Source organism: Sorangium sp. So ce367 (genome assembly GCF_051520455.1).
GTDB lineage: Bacteria > Myxococcota_A > Polyangia > Polyangiales > Polyangiaceae > Sorangium > Sorangium cellulosum_B.
This window is the reverse complement of sequence record NZ_CP150334.1, coordinates 11,131,638-11,150,677: the sequence shown is the minus strand read 5'-3', so window position 1 is coordinate 11,150,677 and position 19,040 is coordinate 11,131,638. Positions and strand designations below refer to the sequence as shown.

Sequence of the window (19,040 nt, the reverse complement as noted above, 5' to 3'; positions counted from 1 at the left end):
ACCGCAGCAGGGCGAGGGGCGCGCTGGGCGCTTCGGGCGCTCCGCGCGCGCGGGAGCGATCACCGGGGGACGCAGCGGAAGCACGCGCGGATCGGCAGCGCGCCGTGCGGCGCCGCGCGGCGCTCGGTCACGCGGAAATGGCGGTCGAGGAGGCGGCCGAACTCGTCGGGGGTCCACTGGTGCAGGTGGTAGGCGTCGCCGCCCCACTGGATGCGATCCCGCAGGAGGTAGCCGACGGGCGTGCGGCGGACGATGCCCTTCAGCCGCCCGATGAGCGGGTCGTTCGGCACCGTGATCGCGGCCACGCCGCCGGGGCGCAAGAGGCGCGCGATGGCCGCGAGGACGGCGGCGGGATCGACGGTGTGCTCCAGGACCTCGGTGCAGACGACGCGATCGAAGCTCGCGGCGGGGAGGTCGAGCTTGTCGACCTCGCCCTTGAGGAAGCGGGCGTCGTAGCCCGCGAGGTTCTTGCGGGCGGTGTCGAGGAAGACGTCGGAGACGTCGATCGCCGTGATGCGGGCCCGCGGGAACATCCGGAGCACGTGCCCGCCGCCCGAGCCGACCTCCGCGAGGTCGAGGCCGGCGCAGTCGCCCAGCATGCCGCGGATGATGGCGAGCCGCTCGCGCTCGATGAGCCGGATCGGCAGCGGGGCGCGGTCGTAGTAGTCGTCGATCGGGTGCTCCCGCGCGAGGCGGTCGTTCAGCGCCTCCACGTCGATGTCGCCGGCTGTGTTCGGCATGGCGGCCCCATAGCACAGGGGCGCCGGAGCCTCACCCCGGCGGCGGCCCCGCGCCCGGCGATGGGACCGCGCGGTCATCCGCCGACGTGAGCGTCCGGTCGACAGCGGCTCCCTGGTCGCGTGAGAGGCCGCTGACGGTGCAGTGGGGCGCGCATCCAGCTCGTCCGCCGGCAGACGCTGTTGAGCGCCCCCGGACGCATCACGCGCGCATCACGCGCGCATCACAGGAACGCGCGCTGGTTGCCGCTGCGGGCGGAAAGAAAGAGAAAAGATCGCTGAGACACTCCTTGCCGTTGGTGCCCCAAAGGAGTAGCTTGGGCCCCTCACGACGTCACTGGCTCTCGACACGATGCGTTCTCTCTCCCTCCACGCGAGGGAGATCGTTGCTCGCGCGGATGACTGGACGACGCACCGTGTGCCTGCGCGGGTTCGCTGCGCGGCACGCTTCCGTTCGATCCGCGACGGCTTCATCGAACGGCAGGCGAAGAGCGCTCACGAGCGCAGCTGCAAGCCGTGAAAGTAACGTGTCATGGGTAATCGTCTCTACGTCGGCAATCTCTCCTACAGCACCACCCGCGAGTCCCTCGAGGCCGCGTTCGCTGGCAGCGGCGAGGTCCGCGAGGTCTCGATGCCGACCGATCGCGAGACCGGCCAGCCGCGCGGGTTTGCGTTCGTCACGATGGGCTCGGCCCAGGCGGCGAACAGCGCCATCTCGCAGCTGAACGGCATGATGCTCGATGGGCGCTCGCTCAAGGTGAACGAGGCGCAGGAGCGTCCGGCTGGCGGCGGCGGCGGCGGCGGCGGTCGCGGTCGTTACTGATCGCTCCTTCGTCGAGTCGTAACAACGCGGCGGGCCATGAAGGCCCGCCGCGTTTATTTTGTCTTCGAGACGCCCGAGCCGCACGCCGGTGCGCGCGAGCGCCGCGCCAGGCGAGAGGGCCACTGGACCCTGGGGCCGCTGCACGGCGCCGTCGTGAGCTCGTGCGGCCACCGCCACGGCGACTGCAGCTTCAACGACGACGACCGCTCGCGCGACACGCTGGCCCCCGATAGCGTGACGCTCGGCGAGCTCTCCCAGAACAACCGTCACAAGTCCTCAATGCGCCCGAGCTTCGCGGTGCGCTGGTTCCAGGTCGACCCGAGCTATCAGGTCGCTCGCCTGGAGCCCGCGGCCGCGCGCGCCGAGGGGTCACGGTCGTCTCTGGCCGCTGAACCCTGAAGCGCAGGATCGTGAAAAAGCCCTGCATCGACGAGATCGACCCCTGGCTTATCAACTTTCGTGGTGCCGCGGCTCGTTCTCTGGTACATGATGACGCTCGCGCAGCGAAAGCTGATTGCGAAGTTGATAGCGATGCCGCCTGGACCCGTTGGGCTCGAGCGACAGGCAAGGCCGCGAAGAGCCGCTCGAGGCAGCTCCTGCATGCACATGCGGAAGCGCGCGCCCGGCGTGCCTTCCGCGTCCGTGCGGCTGAGCGCAAGGAAAGTGGTCGCCATGAAAGCGTGTTTATCGCGGGTCGTGGATGGCGTGGAACAGAGGCTCTGCTGGCGCTTCCAGGTGCACGGGAGGAGCGAGGCCATGTACGAGCCGGCGGACGGCCAGCATGGTCCGTTCGATCGCGACCGCCAGCGGAACCTCAAGTTCGGCGAGACGTTCCAGCGGCTGGACCGCTCGGGATCTCCCCGGAAGTACGATGGGCTCTTCTGGCAGCCAAAGAGCTCGATCGCGTGAGAGCCTGGACCGTGACGGCCGGGAGCGAGGACAGCAGCCAGCTCCGGCGGGACACGGGACCGTGAACTTGTCGCCGAGCCAGCAACCGAGTCGTGCAAACACAGCCATGTCTATCTCCCAGAAGCCCGTCACCTCCGCCACCTTGCTCGCCACCGCTGCCCACCTCAACTTCCGCGCGACGTCCCGCGACCGGAGCGGCTCGACGCTCGGCGTGCTCGTCAACGCGTCCGGCGCTCAGCAGTACCTCGTGATCGCCTCTGGCGGCGCGGAGGGCACCTGGACGCTCGCGAGCGAGCTGCCCGTCGGCCTCGCTCCCTTTCTTCTCTACGAGAGCGCCGCCAACGTGCTGCGCGGCGGAAGCTTGAGCGAGGACGGGAGCATCTCCTTCCATGGAGCGCTGTATACGATCGAGTCATCGGTCGACGGCAGCACCCGCGCAGCGAAGGTGAGCGGCAGTGTTTGAGCGCTGTCGCGCTCGGATGCCAATCCGAGGATCTGGTCCAGCGCGGTTGCAGCGCTGAGGGCCGAGCCCGGCTCCCATCAAGGCTCGACGCGGCACCTCGCGCTGCACCCGTCGCCAGCCGCCGTGTTGCCGTCATCGCACGTCTCGAGCCCCGCGACGTCGCCGTCGCCGCAGACGATCGCGGGATCGACGAGCGCGCGGCGCAGCTTCAGATCGCTGCGCAGGGCGCCCACGTGCGCCTTGAACTCGCTCAGATCGCCTCGAGTCGCGTCGCCCGCGCCGGCCTCGCCGAGCACCTGCTCCGCGCGATCGATGGCCGCGAGCACGGCGCCCTCGTCCCACGCCGCGTTCACGATGCGGGCGAGCTCGGCGCGATACCGCTCGTCGAGCGCCGGGATCTCCCGGATCCGGCGCGGGAGCACGGCGACCGGCTCCGTCTCGGTGTCGAAATGCGGGTCGTCCAGGATGCGGTCCATCCCGTGGGCGATGAACACGAAGCGCCCGTCGACCGGGTTCTCGTAGAGGTAATAGTTGTTCGCCCGGTAGGCGTAGCCGTCCCAGTGGCCGAGCAGCGCCTCGAGGGCGTAGCTCGTGAGGAACCGATCCAGGTCGAGGCGCTTGCTCACCTCCGCCGCGAGCTGCTCGTCCGGCGCCTCCTGGATGGCGGCGGCGAGAGACCGGAGCTCTGCCCCGCCGCCGTCATCGCCGCCGTCGAGCTCCACGGCGTCGATGTCCTCGGCGAAGTCGCCGCAGCACGGGCCCTCGTAGAGCGCGCCCTCGTCGTTCACCTCGCCGAAGTGCAGCCGCAGGAACCGCTTGTCGATGGCCTCGGTGACGACGTAGATCCCCCTGTCCACGCCGTTGACGCTCACCACCGCGTGCGCGGTGCGCGCCGCGGGCACGCCGGCGCGGTCGTGCAGGTCCTCGCCGATCTGCTCGCGAAGGAACGTCGGGTCCTGCTTGGAGTTGTTCAGCAGGAGCTTCTTGAGCCCGTGCAGGTTCGCCTCTTCATCGAACTCGTCGAGCTTGACGCTGAAGCTCGGCTTCTCGGACAGATCCACGGCCGAGTTGCCCTTCTGCCGGATGCCAGCGCCGCTGACGACGTCGCCGTCGTAGACGATGGTGCACGGGACGCGGTTGTCGAGGTCCGTGCGGAGCTGCCCCAGGTGGGCCTCGTCGATGGTGATCGCGATCTCGTGCAGCGCCGTCCGATCGAAGACCACGCCGCTGCCCGGGTCGAGGGGCACACAGCCACCCTGGCTCGCCGCGACGAGCGCGAGGACCGCGGATGCATGAAGGGCTCTCATCGTTCCCGCTCTACCGCTCCGCATCGCTTACGGGCTCCGTGTTCCGGCCATGGTGGCCCGCCTCGGCGGGGAGCCGGCCGCCGACGGCGTGGCGGAGCTCGCCGACCGCGGTCCAGTAGCGGCGCACGAAGCGCAGCAGCCGGAGCTCCAGGCGCACGCGGCGCTCGTCGACCTCGAGCGCCCGCCCGACGTCGACGTTGCGGCCCTCGATCGCCCGCTGCGCCTCGGCGCCCGCGCGCTCGGCGGCGGGGGTCATCCGGCGCCGGAGCTCGGTCACGAGGGCGCGGGTGGCCTGCGCCTCGCTCAGGCTCGTCCGCACCTCGCGCGTCACGAGCTCGACCGCGGCGCCGAGCGAGCGCTGCTCCGCCTTGCGCGCCGTGTCCGCCGCGACGGTGGCCGCGCGGTGCGTGTCGAACACCGGCAGCTCGATCGCGAGCCCGAACGTCCACCCGAGGCCGAGATCGTTCTCTCGCCGGAAGTCGTAGCCGACCTCGACGAAGGAGAGCCAGGGCCACCGCGCGGCGCGCTCGGCCTGGAGCGTCGCGTCCGCCGCGTCGCCCTGCGCGGCCGCGAGCTCGATCTCGGGGCGGCGCTTGAGCGCGAGCTCGACGGCCTGCTGCTCCGTGGGGAGCTCCGGGGGAGGCCACGCGCTCTTCGGCGCGCCGAGGAGGCGCACGGGCACCGCGGGATCGAGCCCCATGCGCGACAGGAGCGCGGCGAGCGCCGCGCTCCGCTGCGCGCGCAGATCCACGCCGTCCTGCTCCGCGTCGACGGCGGTGAGCTCCGTCATCGCCTCGTCGACCGCCGTCGTCCGCGCGGCCGCGAGCTGCCCCTTCATCCAGGTGGCGAGCGACCGGCGCGCCTCGGCCACCGCGTCGGCGGCCGCGATCTCGGCGTCGAAGAGGAGCACCTCGTCGAACAGCAACCGGATGTCGGCCTCGAGGGCGATCTCGATCTCGCGCGCCTCGGCGAGCGCCTTGGCCTCGTCCACGCGCGCCTCCGCGACGTTCGCGTCGACCTCGCCAGGGCGGGTCACCGGGAAGCGGAGCGCGGTGCTCACGCGCGGATCGCGCTCGCGGATGCGCTGGAGCTCGATGTTCGTGATGCGGAGCTCCGGGTTCTCGAGGTGGTCCTCCGCGTCGACCTGCGCCGCGGCCGCCTCGGCGCGGGCGCTCTGCGCGGCGAGCTCGGCGCTGTGGTCCCTCGCCCAGGCGACGGCGTCCTCCACGGTCATCGCGATCGGCCCCGCGCTGGACGCGCCCGGCCGCGCGCCCGGGCCCGCGCGGCGGAGCGCCGGCGCGCCGGCGGACGCGCGGCCCTCGCGGTAGAGGGCGATCGCGCGGTCGGACGCCGCCGGCCTCGGCGGGGAAGAGCAGCCCGAGAGGGCCGCGCAGAGCAACATGACGGGGATCGCCGCGCGGCGGCGGCGCTGGCTCACTGGCCCCACGAGATCTCCTGGAACGAGGGCGCGGCGGCGTCGAACACGATCGTCAGCGCGCCCGGCGTGAGCGACGGTGAGATCCCCTCGGGCTTGAGCCCCGGGAACCGCTGGACGAGGCGCGGCGAGAGGACGCCGCCCTCGGGGCGATCCACCCGCCACAGCGCGCCGGCGTCGCCGTCCGCCGTCGAGGGCGTGGACGTCATGGCGAGCGCGCCGTCCGGCATGAAGACGAGCTCCGAGATGCCGCCCGGCGTGGGCTTCCCGGCGACCTCCACGTCGACGCGCGCGCGCGCCCACAGCGAGACGCGGGCCGCGTCGAAGCGCGCCGCCTCGGCCGCGGTCCGATGCTTCTTCTTCGCGCTCGCGGCCTCGACCGCCGCGGCTCCCTCGCCGCCGAACAGCGCGCTCGGGGAGCCGACCCGCCAGATCATCGCGTTGCCCTGCGCGTCGAGCGGCGCCTTCAGCCCGAGGTACAGGGCGCCCTGCCGGAAGGCGAGGCCCTCGATGTCGAGCGCCCGCGTCCCCTCGGGGAGGCCGAGCGCCGCGGCCCGCGAGGGGTCCGCGTCGAGGACCTCGGCCAGGTGGATCTCGCCGTCGACGCGGAAGCCCTGGCCGTCCTGGCGGAGGCGGAGGAGCGCGGTCCGCTCCGACTTGCGCTTCCCCTTCTTGCTGTAGCTCTGCGACGACAGGAGGTAGATCTCGCCCGCGTCCCCGGCCGCGATCCCCTCGACGTCGTTCAGCGCGTCGACGCCGCTCACCGGCACCGGATCCGCGGCGACGGCGCCGCCCGCGGACATCGCGAAGAGCCACGGCGCGCCCTCGTTGTTCTGCTCGTGGCCCGTGTCGTCGCTGACGAGGAGGTACCGGGACTCGCCGGGGCGCGCGAGCACGCCCGACGGCTCGAAGCGCGTCCGGCTCGCCAGGGTCGGGGGCAGCTTCATGGGGGACTGGGACGCGACCGCGCCGGCCTTCGGGGCGGCGCCGGCCTTCGGCGCGGTGGTGGTGGGCTTCGGCGGCGGCTGGGCGGGGGCCGCGCCGCGGCGCGCGTCGAACGTGATGTCGAAGGCCTGGCCGGGGACGAGCGCCATCGGCGCGTCCAGCGAGATGGTGACGACGCGGCCCCACGCCGGCATCTCCGGCGTCGGCCAGCAGCGCGGGGGGAGCTGGGAGACGAGCGGCCCCACGGCGACGACCGTGCCCGGGATCGCGTCGCCGAGCTGGCCCCGGATGTAGAGCTCGGCGGCGTCCCCGTCGTTGACGCCGAGGGCGAAGCGCTCGGGGACGCAGGCGACCGCGCGCGCGCCCGTGCGCGCGCTCAGGAGCTGCACCAGGGGCATCCCGGCCGGGACCACGTCGCCGGGCTGCCTGTCGATGGAGATGACGCGCCCCGCGTTCGCGGCGCGCAGCACGTAGCTCGCGCGCCGCTGCTCGAGCATCGCGATGTTCTCGGTCGCGACGCGCACGTCGGCGTCGAGCTTCGCCGCCAGCCCCGACGTCCGGTCCCGGAGGCCGTTCCGCCGCCGCTCCGTCGCCTTGAGCTGCTCGGTGAGGACGCTCAGCGTCCGCGGCTTCTCGCTGGCGATCGCCGTGACCGTCGCGTGCTGCAGATCGAGCTTCGTCAGGTCGTCGAGCACCGCCTGCCGGTTCTCGATGAGCTGCTTCATCCGCGAGATCTCGCTGTCCAGCACCTTGGCCTCGGCGACCGCACGGCGCTGCTCCTCGCGGTGGACGGCGAGGTGGCGCTCGACCGTCTCGCGGTTCGTGTCGAGCTCCTGCTCGAGGACGGCGAGCTCCATGTTCAGATCGGCCTCGACCTGGGTCTTCTCCGCCTTGGCGACGGCGATCTCGGCGTCGATCACCGAGCTGTCCAGCGTCGCGATGATCTGCCCGGCCTCGACCTCCTCGCCGACGGCCACCTCGATGGAGGCCACCCGGGCGGTCTCGACCGGCGAGAGCACCTCGGGCAGCGCCTCCGCGTAGCCGAAGACCCGCCCGCCCGGGCCGCTGCCCACGTGGAGCCACAGGGCGGCGCCGAGCGTGAGCACGAAGGTGATCGCGGGGGCGGCGTCCTGGAGCGCCGAGCGGAGTCGCTGGTAGCTGTACATCGATGATCCTTGCGCGGTGATGACGACGGCGGCTGTGTCAACGAAGCGAGAGGGCCCACGAGGGCGTGACCGACAGGCGTCCTCCGCGATGGACCTCGGCCGCTAGAGATCCAGCGTCGGCTCCTGAAGCATGAGAGAGACGTCCTGCACGCCCGGGATGGCCTGGAGCTTCGCGACGAGCGCCGAGCGCAGCTCGGGCGCGAGGACGGTGATCTGGTAAGCATGCTCCATCACGGTCCCCTGCGCAGCCTCCCGGAGGGTCACCAGCGAGAAGGTCCGGCAGTGAGCGCGGAGCACCCTCGCGAGCGCGTCCTCCACCTCGGGCACGGCGGGCGCGGTGAAGCGGAGCAGGCCATCCGGCTGTCGTCGCGAGCCCCAGCCGGTGAAATGGAGGAGCAAGGTTCCGGCGGCGAAGATCGCGGTCCCGCCGAGGGCCGCGCCGACCGCCTGGAGCCCGCAGGCGATGCCGACGCCGAGCGCCGCGAAGACGAACATGACGTCGCGCGGATCGCGCATGGTCGTGCGGAACCGGACCGCGCTCAGGCCCACGGCGACGCCGATGCCGGCGGCGATGCTGCTGCCCACGGAGAGCATCAGCATGCAGGTGATGACGCTGCCCATCGCCATGCTGTGCACGGATGAGCGGGAGTAGGAGAGCCCGCGAAATGTGGCCATGTAGACGAGCGCGACCGCCTGGCCGAGCCCGAACGCCAGCAGGAGCGCCACGACCGCCTTGCGGAAGTCCATGGCGCTCCCCTGGGTGACCCATCCGAGCCAGTCTATCACGGCGAGCCGCTCTTTCCGGGGGCGATCGCCGGGCGCGGCGCGCGCTCATCTCCGTCCACGTGATCCACGTGATCCACGTGCTCCACGCGATCCGCGCGCGTCTGCGTCACGGCGCCTCGGCGGCGGCGCCGCGGCCAGGGTAGGGGCGCGCTTGCTTGATGTAGAGCGTCGGCGGCTCGTCGGGGTTCGCGTCGTCGTCGTACTTGAACTCCACGTCCATCGCATACCACCCGTCGTTGCCGCTCGCCGGCCCGTACGCGGGGGAGAACCGCTCGTGGATGGCGTCGAGCGCCACGCCGAGCTGATGGACCTGCGCCGTCGAGAGGACCGTCTGGCCCTCCGGCATGAGGCTCGAGTGCGTCAGGTAGGTGACCGGCTGGTTCGGCTGGTTGAAGAAGTAGAGGAACGCGTCGTTCGTCACGCCCGCGGGCGGGGCGACCACCTCCACGTCACCGCCGGTCTGCACGTTGACGTAGAAGGCGGGCTGGACCCCTGCCGTGTCGAACGGGTTGTTGGTGATGGCCACGCCGTTCGCCTCCTCGGCCGGGAAATTGTGGTGCACGAGCAAGGCCATCCCGATGGTCCGGTGGTCGATGCCGTAATAGGTGCGCTCGTCGAAGGTGCGGAGCTTCCAGGCGCTCGCGTACGTCTTGCGGATGGCGTCGAGGACGTCCTCCCAGTCCGTCGGATCGCCCGTGTTCGAGTCGTAGCAGCCGGCGCACGGGAACCCGTCGAGATCCTCGCTGTTCGTGCTGGTGCGGAAGCGCATCGGGTGCCCGGGGTAGTCCGCCTCGATCTTCGCCTTGAGGAGCTCCTGGAACTCGGCGTCGACGGGCGCGCTCTTCATGGCGTCGCGGAGCGCCTTCAGCTGCTCGTCGCGGGCCGCGGCGTCGGTGGTGAACTTCGGGTCGGCGAGCAGCGCGTCGATCTGCTCGTAGAACCCGTTATCTTTCATGAACTGGTCATAGTAGTACATCGGGATCGAGAAGGCCTTCTGGATGGGGACCTCGGGGATCCTGGCCAGGATGGAGTAGTGGGCCGACTTGCCGCCGAAGGCGAGCACGGCCTTCTTGATCGCGTCCCGGAGCGGCTCGCCCTCCGGCGGATCGGGGGTCACCTCCTCGATGTCGCGCAGATCGGTGACCGTCAGATCCATCTCGGGGAGCGTGACGGGCGTGGGTTTGTGCGCCTCCCAGAACGCCTCGGCCTCCGCCTCGGTGACCTCGCGGACGCTCCAGGAGGTCGGCCCCGCGGTGAGCTCGACGAGCTTGTCCTTCAGCGCGAGCAGGTCGGGGTGGGTCATGGCGTTGCGCAGCCCCATGTTGGGGGTGCGCCGGTTCTGGGAGAGCACGTTGACGTGCGAGAGCGGCGTCTGGAACTCCTCGGTGATGATCCCCTGGACGACCGAGATGTCGTTGGGCGCCTCGTCGAGGACGACGATGTCCTGGTGGGACAGGTACTCCGAGTCGAGATCCGCCGCCTTCGCGAAGTGGAGCCGGCCCACCGCCGTGCCCAGCGAGAGCGGCTGGTAGTCGATCCCGGCGTAGAGCTCGCCGGTGCTGACCACGGGGATGTCGGCGGGGAGCTTCTTTGCCTCGGCCGCGACGGCCTCCGACGTCGGGTGGAAGGCGAGCTTCGCCCCGAAGAAGGAGGCCGCCTTGACCGCCCTGAACAGGGTGGCGATCATGTCCGCGGACGCGGTGTCGTAGGGGGAGAGCTCGACGGCCCACACGTCGGGGCCCTCGTAGTGCGTCACCGCGCCGAGGACGAAGCGGCGATCCGGCGTGAAGTACTCGGTCGCGTTGAACTCGCCGAGGGGCGGGACGAGGGGCAGCGGGTCGCCGGAGAGGTGCGATGACACGAAGTCGTAGTGGATCAGGTAGAGAACGCTGTTCTGGAAATACAGCGCGTTCTGATCGGCCTGATCCAGCACGACCTTGACCGACCGCGCGCCGGGCAGGCTGGCGTCGATGGGCACCGAGGCGAGCGCCTCGAAGTCCGCGGCGCACCCGACGCGCTTCAGGAACTCCGTCGATTCATCGGCGTTCTTGCGTTCGCAGACCTCTCCGGTCACGCCGGGGTCGTCCGTGCCGCCGCCGCCGCACGCGCCCGGGAGCGCCGCGGCGAGCAAGGCGAGCGTGACGATCGACGTGATGCGAGTGCCTTTGTACATGATTCCTCCTGAGACAAGTAAGCTGACCGCGCAGCGGCGCGCGCCGGTCATCCCGCGTCAATCCCGCGTCAAGGTGTCAAGGTGTCAAGGTGTCAGCGCGAAGCAGTAGAACCCGCCGTATCCGCCGCCGGACCCGACGGTGACCGTGCCGGGCAGCGGCCCCCCCTGCTCTAGGAGGTTGATGCCCGGCGCGCACCCGGCCTCGTCGAGCGACGACATCCAGTTGGCCATGTTGATGTTGCCGCCGGGGCCGGCGCCGGTGCTGCCGCCGCCGGTCGGGAAGCCGGCGCCGGTGCTGCCGCCGCCGGTCGGGAAGCCGCCACCTCCGAAGTTCCTGGGCCACGAGTGACCGACGCGCGGCCTCCCCTCGCTCGTGTCGCCCGACTTGGCCGTCCAGTCCTTGCAGGTCGCTGTCGCGCTGTAGAGCTGTCCCTTGTCGTTCGTCCCCGTCAGCATGTCGTGGTTGTCCACCTCGGGCTGGCTCGGATCGGGCTGGTGGTTGGGGACGCCGTCCTCGTTCGGAAAATCGTCGATGATCGCAGGGTCGGCCGCGGAGGGGCGGTCGTTGAGCAGCTCCTCCTTGTTGTTGGCGAGCAGCCGGCCGAGCCGGTCGTACCAGGGACCCTCGCCGATCCGATCGATCGCGTTGACCTGCTTGCCGTCCTCCCCTGCGACGGCGCTCAGGAAGGCGCGCCACTGCTTGCTCCCCGCGCCGGGCATGCTCTTCTCGGCGATGGTCGCGCAGATCTTGTCCGCGCCGCGGAGCCCGGCGCCGGCGCCCGTCTCTCCGAAGCGGAGATCGCCGCCGAAGCCGTCCTGGGAGCCCGACAGCTCCTGCAGGGCGACGAGGCTGGTCACGAAGAAGCTGAATTTCTCGGTCGTCCCGCCGGAGCTGGACGAGGTGGTGGGGTCGCCGGAGCTGGACGAGGTGGTGTTGCCGCTGGACGAGGTGGTGTTGCCGCCGGAGCTGGATGAGGTGCTGTTGCCGCCGGAGCTGGACGAGGTAGTGTTGCCTCCGGAGCTGGACGAGGTAGTGTTGCCTCCGGAGCTCGACGAGGTGCTTGTGGAGTTGTCGCCTCCGTTGTCCACCTCCGGGTCCGAACTGGAGCAGCCGACGCCGACCACAGGGGCGAGCAACGCGAGGGTGAGGGGCAGCAGCAAGGGGCGATAAGTGCGTGTCATGGTCTCTGTGTCCTTTTCCTTGTTAAGCTAGACGGTCGGCCGCGCCGCGGATCGGCGAGGCTCACTTGCAGGTGAGATCGCTCTGGCAGGTCTGGCCCTCGGGGCACTGCGAGTCGTCGTTGCACGACGTGAGCCCGGCGATCATCACCGCCTGCTCGATCTGGGACGAGACGACCAGATCGACCCGGCCGGGCGGGATCGTCGTGGAGCCCACGGACTTGCGCGTGACGATGATCGTCGGGAAGCCCGCGACGCCGAGGTCGAGGAGCTGCTTGACGAGGGATGCCGGGACATCGAGCGAGCCGGTGTCCTCGACGTTGCACTCGATCATCCCCTTCGTGCCCCCGTGATGGCTGATGTCGAGCTTCACGTAGACCTTGGAGATGCCGGCCTGCCCCGGCGGGGTCCACTCGAGCTGCAGGGGCTGATCGGGCTCGAGCTCTATCGTCTCGTTCAGGAGATCGAGGGGGCTCACGCCCTTGGCCTCCACCGTGAAGGCGCTGAAGAAATCGCCGCTCGCCTCGAAGCGGAGCACATCGCCCTCGTCGACGGGCGGGTAGAGGAGCTTCACGCCGGCGGGAGGCTGGTAGTTGTTCGCCGTGGGGCTCATGACGAGGGACGCCTCGCCCGACTCGAGGTTCAAGCCGGTCACCGTCACGTTGCCGGCGCTGTGCGCGGCGGGGTAGGGTTGGCACGTGTCGTCCTCCACGCAGACGGCGCTGCCCCCGCAGGGCTCGTTGCAGAACGGGACGCGCGGTGTGAGGAGCTGACAGCCCCCCTCCTCGGTCTTCACCTCCCAGACGATCTGCGAGGGCGTGGGGCCGTCGTAGATCTTCCCGATCACCGCCGTGCTGCCCGCCGCACCCGGCTCGGAAGCAGGCAGCGAGCGCACCTGGAAGGCGCCGACGAGCTTCGTGGGGTCGCCGGTCGGTTCACCCGACCCTGTGGAGCCGCCGGAGCCGCCGGAGCCGCCGGCTGAGCCCCCCGAGCCCGACGTGTCGTCACCCCCGGAGCTCGAGCAGGCGAGCGACACGAGGGCCACGACCCCGCCAAGGACACCGGCGCGCCATCCGCCGCGTGAGGAGAATTTTTCAATTCGGCAAAGGTTTTGCGACATCTCGATGGCCAGGTGGCGACGCGGCGGGATCAGGGGTCAATCTTTTTTGAAGAAGCCCCGCCGCGCGGACGCCGGCGATCTGGCGTCAGGCCCCTGCGCTCAGCCGCCGCCGAGCTCGGACAGGCGCGCGCGCAGCCGCGGCGCGTGGACGCTCTCGCCGTGACGCGCGAGGAAATCGGCGATGGCCGCGCGCTCGTCGGCCGCCCGCCCGAGCCGGCGCAGGCTCTGCACCCGGCCGACCCGGGCCTCCGCGGCGAGGGGGCCGCCGCCGGCGAGGTAGCGATCGAAATAGCCGAGCGCCTCCGCCGCCTTGCCCTGGTGGAGCGCGATCTGCCCGAGCGACACCAGGGCCGCCCGCGCCTCGGGGCTCGCCGGGTACTGCGCGAGCAGGGCGCGGTAGGAGGCGTTCGCCTCGGCGCTCTTCCCCTGCCCGAGCTGGGTCTGCGCGCGCAGGAGCAGCGCTTGCGGGCCCGCCGCGGGCTCCTCCGCGCGCGGCCTGGGCGCCTGCTGCGCGCGATCCCGGGCCCCGACGGCGCTGGCGGTCGCGGGCTCGCCGGTGGGCGCGCCGGCGCCGGGCGAGGGCTCGGCGGCGGACGCGTTCGCGCCGGGCGGCGGCTCGGCGGCGCCCGGTGCGAGCGCGCCGGCGCCTCGCGAGGGCTCGCCGGCGCCAGGTGAGGGCTCGCCGGCGGGCGCGCCGGCGCCTGGCGGAGGCGCTTCCGGCACCGAAAGCGTGGGGAGGCTCAGGACCGTGCGCCGTGCGCCGCTCGGATCGAGCGTCTCGCTTCCGCTGGGCGCCGGCGGGGGCGCCTGCGCAGGCCCGTCGAACAGCTCCGCCGCGAGCGCGGCCAGGAGCGTCGCCGCGACGGCGACGCCCGCGAGCGACCCGGCGATCCCGCGCCGCAGCATCGGCCGAGGCGCCGCGCGCAGCCGCGCCGTGCTCTCGGGCGCGGCCTCGAAGCGGGCGCCCCTCGGGTCGAGGCGAGCGGCTCGGGGCTCGAAGCGGGCGCCCCCGGGCTCGAGGCGGGCGCGCGCGAGCACCTGCTGCAGCATGGCGGCGTCGCTGAGCTCGCGGCCGTCGCCGCGCGCGTCGCCGAGCCTGCCGATGGCGGCCCAGAGCGGCGCCTCGCCGCGGAGCTCGGGGTCGTCCTGCTCGGCGCGGCGGAGGAGCTCCGCGTCCTCGGGGCGGATCGGCTCGCCGCGCGCCTCCGCGGCGAGGATCGCGGGCAGGAGGTCCAGATCGATCTCGGACTTCTGCGTCCCTGTCATGATGCTCTCTTCCGGCCGACGGCGAGGTCCTGTCGCACCTGCTTGCGGAGCGCGCCGATCCCGAGGCGCAGCCGGCTCTTCACCGTATCGGCGCTGACCTCGGTCATTCCGGCGATCTCCTCGATGGAGTAATCGAGCGCGTGGTGCAGGAGGATCACATGGCGCTGCGCCTCCGGCAGCTCGTCGAGGTACGCGCGCGCCTCGCGCGGGAGGGCCTCGAACGGGGGTTGGTGCGGCGCCTGGGCGATCTCCTCGTCGATCGCGCTCTCCGGGGCCACGGGCGCGCCTTCCCTGCGCTGCTGCCTTGCGTACCGGAGGATCGTCCGGACGGCGACGCGCCTGGCCCAGGCCTCGACGGCGGCGTCGCCGCGGTAGCTCGACGCGCTCTCGAGGATCGCGAGCAGGGCGAGCTGCGCGGCGTCGTCGGCGTCGGCCGCGCTGCGGAGGAACGTCCGCGCGATCCGGCGGACCCGCGAGATCACGTGTGTCATGAGCCAGGCCTGGGCCTCCGGGTCACCCGCGCCGGCGTGGCGCATCCGTTCGAGGTCAGACGGCGAGGACACGGCGGGTGACGGGGCAGGCGGCGGGGCGGGGACGGGGCGCGTCATGGCGCTGGCCAGGAGCGGCTCGGGCAGTGGGCCGAGGCTCCTGGAGAGAGCTCGCGCGTGCTCAGCGTCCATCGCTTCGACCTGGTGCGTCGCACGGCCCGAAGCGGGTCAATTTTCCTTTCGTGACGGGTCATGCGGCGCGGGTGGTCATTTCCTGACCATGCCCGCGGGGGCTGGCGAGGCCGGCAGGGCGAGGCCGAGCTCCAGCCCGACGCCGGCGAAGATCCGCACCGGATTGGCCGAAAGCGCGAGGCCCGGGTGTACGGTGGCGTCAGGCTCCGTCAGGAGCACGTCCACACCCAGCGTCGTCTTGAGGCGGAGCCACCCGGTGAGCGGGACCCCGAGCTCCGCGACCGGCGCGACGCTCACGAGCACGTCGGTCCGGGCCTCCGGCGGCGGCAGCTGCTGCGGAAACATCCGCGGCCACCGCCACGGGGGCGGCGGTGGCGGGCCATGACCGGGAGGAGGCGGGAACGGTGGCGGCTCCGTGAGCGCCTGCTGGGTCGTGCCTTCCTCGGGGACGCGCTCGACGATATCGACGGTGGCGCGCGCGCCGAGCTGCAGGTCGAGGCCAAGGGGGAGCCTGAGGCGGACCTGGCCGGTCGTGATCACCGGGTGGCGCGAGAGCTCGAACGTGGACTGCTCGTCGCCGAGCGAGGTCGAGGGGATCAGCTCGTACCCCAGGCCGAGGACGGCGTAGTCCACGGGCGCCCAGGAGGCGCGGAGCGCGGCGGCGCTCTGCCAGGGCGCGGCGCTGCTGAAGTTCGTGCCGGTGTAGCCGGCGAGGACGGCGAACGTCGGCAGCGGGCTCGCTTCGCGGCGGGCGCCCGTGGATGGCGACGGCGGGCCCGCGGGCGGCTGCAGGTCCGGCGCGGCGTCCGCGGGCGCCGCGGCCGCGAGCGCCGCGGGGGACGTGGCGGGCTCGGGGGCACCGTCGGGCTCGGGCGGAGCCGCTGGAGCCGGCCCGACCGGGGCGACCTTCACCTCGGCCAGGCCGGCGACGTGGCCCTCGCGGAGCTCCTCGGCGACCGCGCCGGCGATGTTGGCGAGCGACTCGAGGGCGGTGGCGGTCTGGCCGGGCAAGACCGGGATGCGGCGGCCGTAGATCTGCTCGCCGTCGCGCTCGACCACGTACAAGGCGAGCTCGTCGCTCGCCCCAGCGTCGATCCAGAGCACTCCCCGCGCGTCCCACGCGTCGGCGAGCGCGTTGGCTTCGGGGAGGAGCGTCTGCAGCACGGGCCTCGGCGTGCCGGGTCGGACGATCTGAAGGCGGATGCCGACGGGGCGGATATGGGCGACGACGAGGTCGATGGCGCGCTTGTCGATGCCGCCGGCGCCCGGGAAGGCGGCGAGGACGAGCACCGGTTCTGCGGCGCGAGGCTCGCCCGCTGCGGCGGGCAGGGCGACGGCGGCCAGCAGGGTGCCGGCGACCGCGCTCGCGGCCGTTCGGGCAGCGCGGAGGGCGAGCGCGAGCGACGCAGCCGGCACGGGCGCGGAAATTTATCACCCTTCCCCGCGGGGCACCATCCCCCGTCGCGGCTCGGCGGGATGCCCGCCTCCGCGCCTCAGCGCGCGCCGGTCGACCGCGGGTAGCTCCCGAGGACTTTCACCATCTCGCAGCGCGCGCGGAGCCGCTCGATCGCGTCGGCGACGCGCGGCTCGCTCCGGTGGCCCTCCAGATCGACCAGAAAGACGTAGTCCCAGTGCTTCTGCCGGCTGGGCCTCGACTCGATCCGGGTCAGGTTGATGCCCGCGTCGTCGAAGATGGCGAGGACCCGGCGGAGCGCGCCGGGCTCCTCCTGCACGGAGAAGACGATCGAGGTCTTGTCCGCGCCCGTGGCGGGCGCGTCGGCCGGGGCGATGACGATGAAGCGGGTCGCGTTCTCGGCGCGGTCGTGGATGCGCTCCCGCAGGAGCGGAAGCCCGTAGAGCTCGCCCGCACCGCGGCTGCCGATCGCCGCCGCGGCGGGGTCGCCGAGGGCCTCGTGCGCCGCCGCGGCCGCGGAGACGGTCTGGACGATCTGCGCGCCGGGGAGGTGCTTCGCGAGCCAGAGGCGGCACTGCGAGAGCGCGTGCGGGTGCGCGTGGACCCGCGCGACGCCGCTCAGCCCCTCCGCCTTGCTGAACAGGCAATAGGCGACGTCGAGCACGAGCTCCTGCCGGATCTGGAGGTCGCTCTCGATCAGGGCGTCCGCCGTCAGGGTCACCGAGCCGTCGGTCGAGCTCTCGACGGGGACGACGCCGCAGGCCGCCTCGCCCGCGCGCACGGCGTCGAAGACGCCCTCGATGGTGCCCGTCTCCCGGTAGCGCGCGGCCAGCCCGAACAGGTGCCGCGCCGCGACCTCCGCGAAGGCGCCCTCCGTCCCCGGAAAGGCCACCTTCATGGGCTCTTCCAGCGACAGGCAGGCGCTCATCACCTCCCGGAAGACGACCCGGATGGCGTCGCCCGGGAAGCGCCCCGCGCCCTTCGCCTGCAGGCGGGTGAGCACGCGCCGCTCCCGCTCCGGGTCGTGAAACTGCGTGGCGTTCGCGGCGCGCTTCGCGTGCGCGACCTCGACGGCCACCTCGGCCCGCTCGGCGAGGAGCTCGAGGATCCGGTCGTCGATGCTGTCGATGCGCTCGCGAAGGTCGCCCAGGGTCGCCATGGTTCGTTCCACCTCGGATGGGGAAGGGCGGGCATCAAAGCGCAGGGGGCGCCGCAGCGCAAGGCTCGCCTCGGCGCGGGGAATGCGGCGCGGAACGCGCGCGACGGAGACGAACGTCAGGGGCGAAGCAGCACCCGTGCGGGCTCGACGCGTGGAGCGGATAGAGAGAGCCGATGAGAGGACGAGAGAGCTCTTGGCGCGGGAGCGAGAGGATCGGCCGCCGGAGTGAGAGGATCGGCTGCCGGGGTGAGAGGATCGGGCGCGGGAGCGGGAGGATCGGCCGCCGGAGTGAGAGGATCGGCTGCCGGGGTGAGAGGATCGGGCGCGGGAGCGAGAGGATCGGCCGCCGGAGTGAGAGGATCGGGCGCGGGAGCGAGCGAATGGCGCCCGTGGGAGAACTTATGCCTCCGGGCTCAGCTCGGGAGCAGCGACGGGTTCGGTGGCCTGAGCCTTCCTGCGGGAGCGCCGTCTCACGTTCGTCCGGTAGCGCGATACGAACTTGGCCGCGATCTTGGGCTGGTCGCGAAACGCGTACCGGCCGCCCTCACGGATCTCCTTGGCGAGCTCGTCGGCGGCCCAGAAGCAACGGTTGCGCAGATCCAGCGCGTGTGCGGCGCTCGCGTCCGATGCCTCGTTGGCGGCGGCGTGTTCGAGCGCGTCGGCGAGCGCCGTGGCCCGCGCGAGATCCTTCGTCGTGACATCGGTCACGCCGAGCGCGCCCTCGTGATCGGACCAGAAGTCGACGAGATCGCGCAGGTCCTGGATGGTGTCCGAAAGGCCGGAGCCGTCGGCGATGCGCGAGAGCTCCGCCTGGGCGGCGTCGTCGTTGCGGCAGCCCCAGCGGCCGCCGGCCACGAGCTTCGCGTCGAGCGCCTCGGCCTCGTCGCGGAGCTTGCGCTGCGCGGACGTGAGCGTCACGGCGCCGCGCGCCCTCTGCCAGCCCTTCTCGAGGGCGCCGAGGCGCCGCGCGAAGCGCGCGAGGAGATCCACCTTGTCGGAGGTGATACCGATCCTCGACATGCGTGATTGCTGCGTGTGCGCGAGGCGCGCCAGGGAGGTGAGCTCGCGCTCCGCGACGCTCGCAGGCATGTCGGGGGCGGAGGCGTAGGCCGAGTCCAGCGCGAGGAGCGCCTCATCGCTGGTCGGTTCGTGGGGCTTCGCGGCCGGGCGCTTCGACGTTGCGGCCGGCGTCCTGCTGGACGACCTGGCCTTGGGAGATGTGGATCCGGGCGTGCTCTTCACGGTGCTTGTCGGGGGCATGAGCTCCCTCCTGGTTGAGTGGTACCGGAGGATGGTCGCGTATCGAGAGTGGCTGTCAAGATCGTTTGGCACGCTGAGGCGTCTGAATGCTGCTGCGACGAGACGTGCGCGAGACATCGAGGGAGAGGCGGCCGGCGAGGCGAGGAGAGGGCGGCGCGCTGTAATCGGTTGTAATCGAGGTGGTGTTGACACCGCAGGTCATACAGGACATAGGGGGC

The 19,040-nt window shown here is 72.1% G+C and carries 17 protein-coding genes; 4 read left to right on the top strand and 13 right to left on the bottom strand.

The window, feature by feature from the left end:
• Window positions 1-59: 59 nt before the first annotated feature.
• Window positions 60-740 (bottom strand): methyltransferase domain-containing protein, encoded by a 681-nt coding sequence (locus WME97_RS42250; protein ID WP_437546363.1) that lies wholly within the window; start codon window positions 738-740, stop codon window positions 60-62.
• A gap of 529 nt (window positions 741-1,269) precedes the next feature.
• Between WME97_RS42250 and WME97_RS42245 the strand changes: the two genes are divergently transcribed.
• From WME97_RS42245 to WME97_RS42230, 4 genes are all read left to right on the top strand, one after another.
• Window positions 1,270-1,560: an RNA recognition motif domain-containing protein gene (locus tag WME97_RS42245; protein WP_437546361.1), complete on the top strand. Its 291-nt coding sequence runs from the start codon at window positions 1,270-1,272 to the stop codon at window positions 1,558-1,560.
• A 36-nt stretch (window positions 1,561-1,596) separates the two neighbouring features.
• Window positions 1,597-1,959, top strand: coding sequence for a hypothetical protein (locus tag WME97_RS42240; protein ID WP_437546359.1), 363 nt, complete (start codon window positions 1,597-1,599; stop codon window positions 1,957-1,959).
• A gap of 273 nt (window positions 1,960-2,232) precedes the next feature.
• Window positions 2,233-2,469 carry a hypothetical protein gene (locus tag WME97_RS42235; RefSeq protein WP_437546357.1) on the top strand — a complete coding sequence of 79 codons (237 nt, stop codon included), beginning with the start codon at window positions 2,233-2,235 and terminating at the stop codon, window positions 2,467-2,469.
• Window positions 2,470-2,575: 106 nt separating this feature from the next.
• Window positions 2,576-2,932: a hypothetical protein gene (locus WME97_RS42230; protein WP_437546355.1), complete on the top strand. Its 357-nt coding sequence runs from the start codon at window positions 2,576-2,578 to the stop codon at window positions 2,930-2,932.
• A gap of 77 nt (window positions 2,933-3,009) precedes the next feature.
• Here the strand turns inward: WME97_RS42230 and WME97_RS42225 are convergent, their stop codons facing one another.
• The 12 genes from WME97_RS42225 to WME97_RS42170 form a co-directional block, all read right to left on the bottom strand.
• Complete coding sequence (locus tag WME97_RS42225) at window positions 3,010-4,239, bottom strand: CotH kinase family protein (protein ID WP_437546353.1); 1,230 nt, start codon at window positions 4,237-4,239, stop codon at window positions 3,010-3,012.
• Between the two features lie 10 nt (window positions 4,240-4,249).
• Entirely contained in the window at window positions 4,250-5,677 is a 1,428-nt protein-coding gene (locus tag WME97_RS42220) for a TolC family protein (protein ID WP_437546351.1), read from the bottom strand.
• Window positions 5,674-7,785 (bottom strand): HlyD family efflux transporter periplasmic adaptor subunit, encoded by a 2,112-nt coding sequence (locus tag WME97_RS42215; RefSeq protein WP_437546349.1) that lies wholly within the window; start codon window positions 7,783-7,785, stop codon window positions 5,674-5,676. The genes WME97_RS42220 and WME97_RS42215 overlap by 4 nt, the downstream gene beginning before the upstream one ends.
• Window positions 7,786-7,887: 102 nt before the next feature.
• A complete protein-coding gene (locus WME97_RS42210) occupies window positions 7,888-8,571 on the bottom strand; it encodes a DUF4956 domain-containing protein (protein WP_437546347.1) in 684 nt (227 codons plus the stop codon).
• A 106-nt stretch (window positions 8,572-8,677) separates the two neighbouring features.
• On the bottom strand, window positions 8,678-10,744 hold the full coding sequence (locus WME97_RS42205) for a PEP/pyruvate-binding domain-containing protein (protein ID WP_437546345.1): 2,067 nt from the start codon (window positions 10,742-10,744) through the stop codon (window positions 8,678-8,680).
• An 84-nt stretch (window positions 10,745-10,828) separates the two neighbouring features.
• The gene (locus tag WME97_RS42200) at window positions 10,829-11,926 is read right to left on the bottom strand and encodes a hypothetical protein (protein ID WP_437546343.1); all 1,098 of its coding nucleotides are present in this window, start codon (window positions 11,924-11,926) and stop codon (window positions 10,829-10,831) included.
• Between the two features lie 61 nt (window positions 11,927-11,987).
• Window positions 11,988-12,968: a hypothetical protein gene (locus WME97_RS42195; protein ID WP_437546341.1), complete on the bottom strand. Its 981-nt coding sequence runs from the start codon at window positions 12,966-12,968 to the stop codon at window positions 11,988-11,990.
• Window positions 12,969-13,142: 174 nt separating this feature from the next.
• Entirely contained in the window at window positions 13,143-14,309 is a 1,167-nt protein-coding gene (locus tag WME97_RS42190) for a tetratricopeptide repeat protein (protein ID WP_437546339.1), read from the bottom strand.
• The gene (locus WME97_RS42185) at window positions 14,306-14,872 is read right to left on the bottom strand and encodes an RNA polymerase sigma factor (RefSeq protein ID WP_437546337.1); all 567 of its coding nucleotides are present in this window, start codon (window positions 14,870-14,872) and stop codon (window positions 14,306-14,308) included. The genes WME97_RS42190 and WME97_RS42185 overlap by 4 nt, the downstream gene beginning before the upstream one ends.
• A gap of 192 nt (window positions 14,873-15,064) precedes the next feature.
• A complete protein-coding gene (locus tag WME97_RS42180) occupies window positions 15,065-16,405 on the bottom strand; it encodes a hypothetical protein (protein ID WP_437546335.1) in 1,341 nt (446 codons plus the stop codon).
• A 77-nt stretch (window positions 16,406-16,482) separates the two neighbouring features.
• Window positions 16,483-17,562: a prephenate dehydratase gene (gene pheA / locus WME97_RS42175; RefSeq protein ID WP_437546333.1), complete on the bottom strand. Its 1,080-nt coding sequence runs from the start codon at window positions 17,560-17,562 to the stop codon at window positions 16,483-16,485.
• 399 nt (window positions 17,563-17,961) lie between these two features.
• Entirely contained in the window at window positions 17,962-18,822 is an 861-nt protein-coding gene (locus WME97_RS42170; protein ID WP_437546331.1) for a hypothetical protein, read from the bottom strand.
• Between the last annotated feature and the right edge of the window lie 218 nt (window positions 18,823-19,040).

Bases quoted from the DNA above. Each gene is read 5' to 3' on its own strand.
- WME97_RS42250 (WP_437546363.1), bottom strand. From the start codon at position 740: ATGCCGAACACAGCCGGCGACATCGACGTGGAGGCGCTGAACGACCGC.
- WME97_RS42245 (WP_437546361.1), top strand. From the start codon at position 1,270: ATGGGTAATCGTCTCTACGTCGGCAATCTCTCCTACAGCACCACCCGC.
- WME97_RS42240 (WP_437546359.1), top strand. From the start codon at position 1,597: ATGAAGGCCCGCCGCGTTTATTTTGTCTTCGAGACGCCCGAGCCGCAC.
- WME97_RS42235 (WP_437546357.1), top strand. From the start codon at position 2,233: ATGAAAGCGTGTTTATCGCGGGTCGTGGATGGCGTGGAACAGAGGCTC.
- WME97_RS42230 (WP_437546355.1), top strand. From the start codon at position 2,576: ATGTCTATCTCCCAGAAGCCCGTCACCTCCGCCACCTTGCTCGCCACC.
- WME97_RS42225 (WP_437546353.1), bottom strand. From the start codon at position 4,239: ATGAGAGCCCTTCATGCATCCGCGGTCCTCGCGCTCGTCGCGGCGAGC.
- WME97_RS42215 (WP_437546349.1), bottom strand. From the start codon at position 7,785: ATGTACAGCTACCAGCGACTCCGCTCGGCGCTCCAGGACGCCGCCCCC.
- WME97_RS42205 (WP_437546345.1), bottom strand. From the start codon at position 10,744: ATGTACAAAGGCACTCGCATCACGTCGATCGTCACGCTCGCCTTGCTC.
- WME97_RS42200 (WP_437546343.1), bottom strand. From the start codon at position 11,926: ATGACACGCACTTATCGCCCCTTGCTGCTGCCCCTCACCCTCGCGTTG.
- WME97_RS42190 (WP_437546339.1), bottom strand. From the start codon at position 14,309: ATGACAGGGACGCAGAAGTCCGAGATCGATCTGGACCTCCTGCCCGCG.
- pheA (WP_437546333.1), bottom strand. From the start codon at position 17,562: ATGGCGACCCTGGGCGACCTTCGCGAGCGCATCGACAGCATCGACGAC.
- WME97_RS42170 (WP_437546331.1), bottom strand. From the start codon at position 18,822: ATGCCCCCGACAAGCACCGTGAAGAGCACGCCCGGATCCACATCTCCC.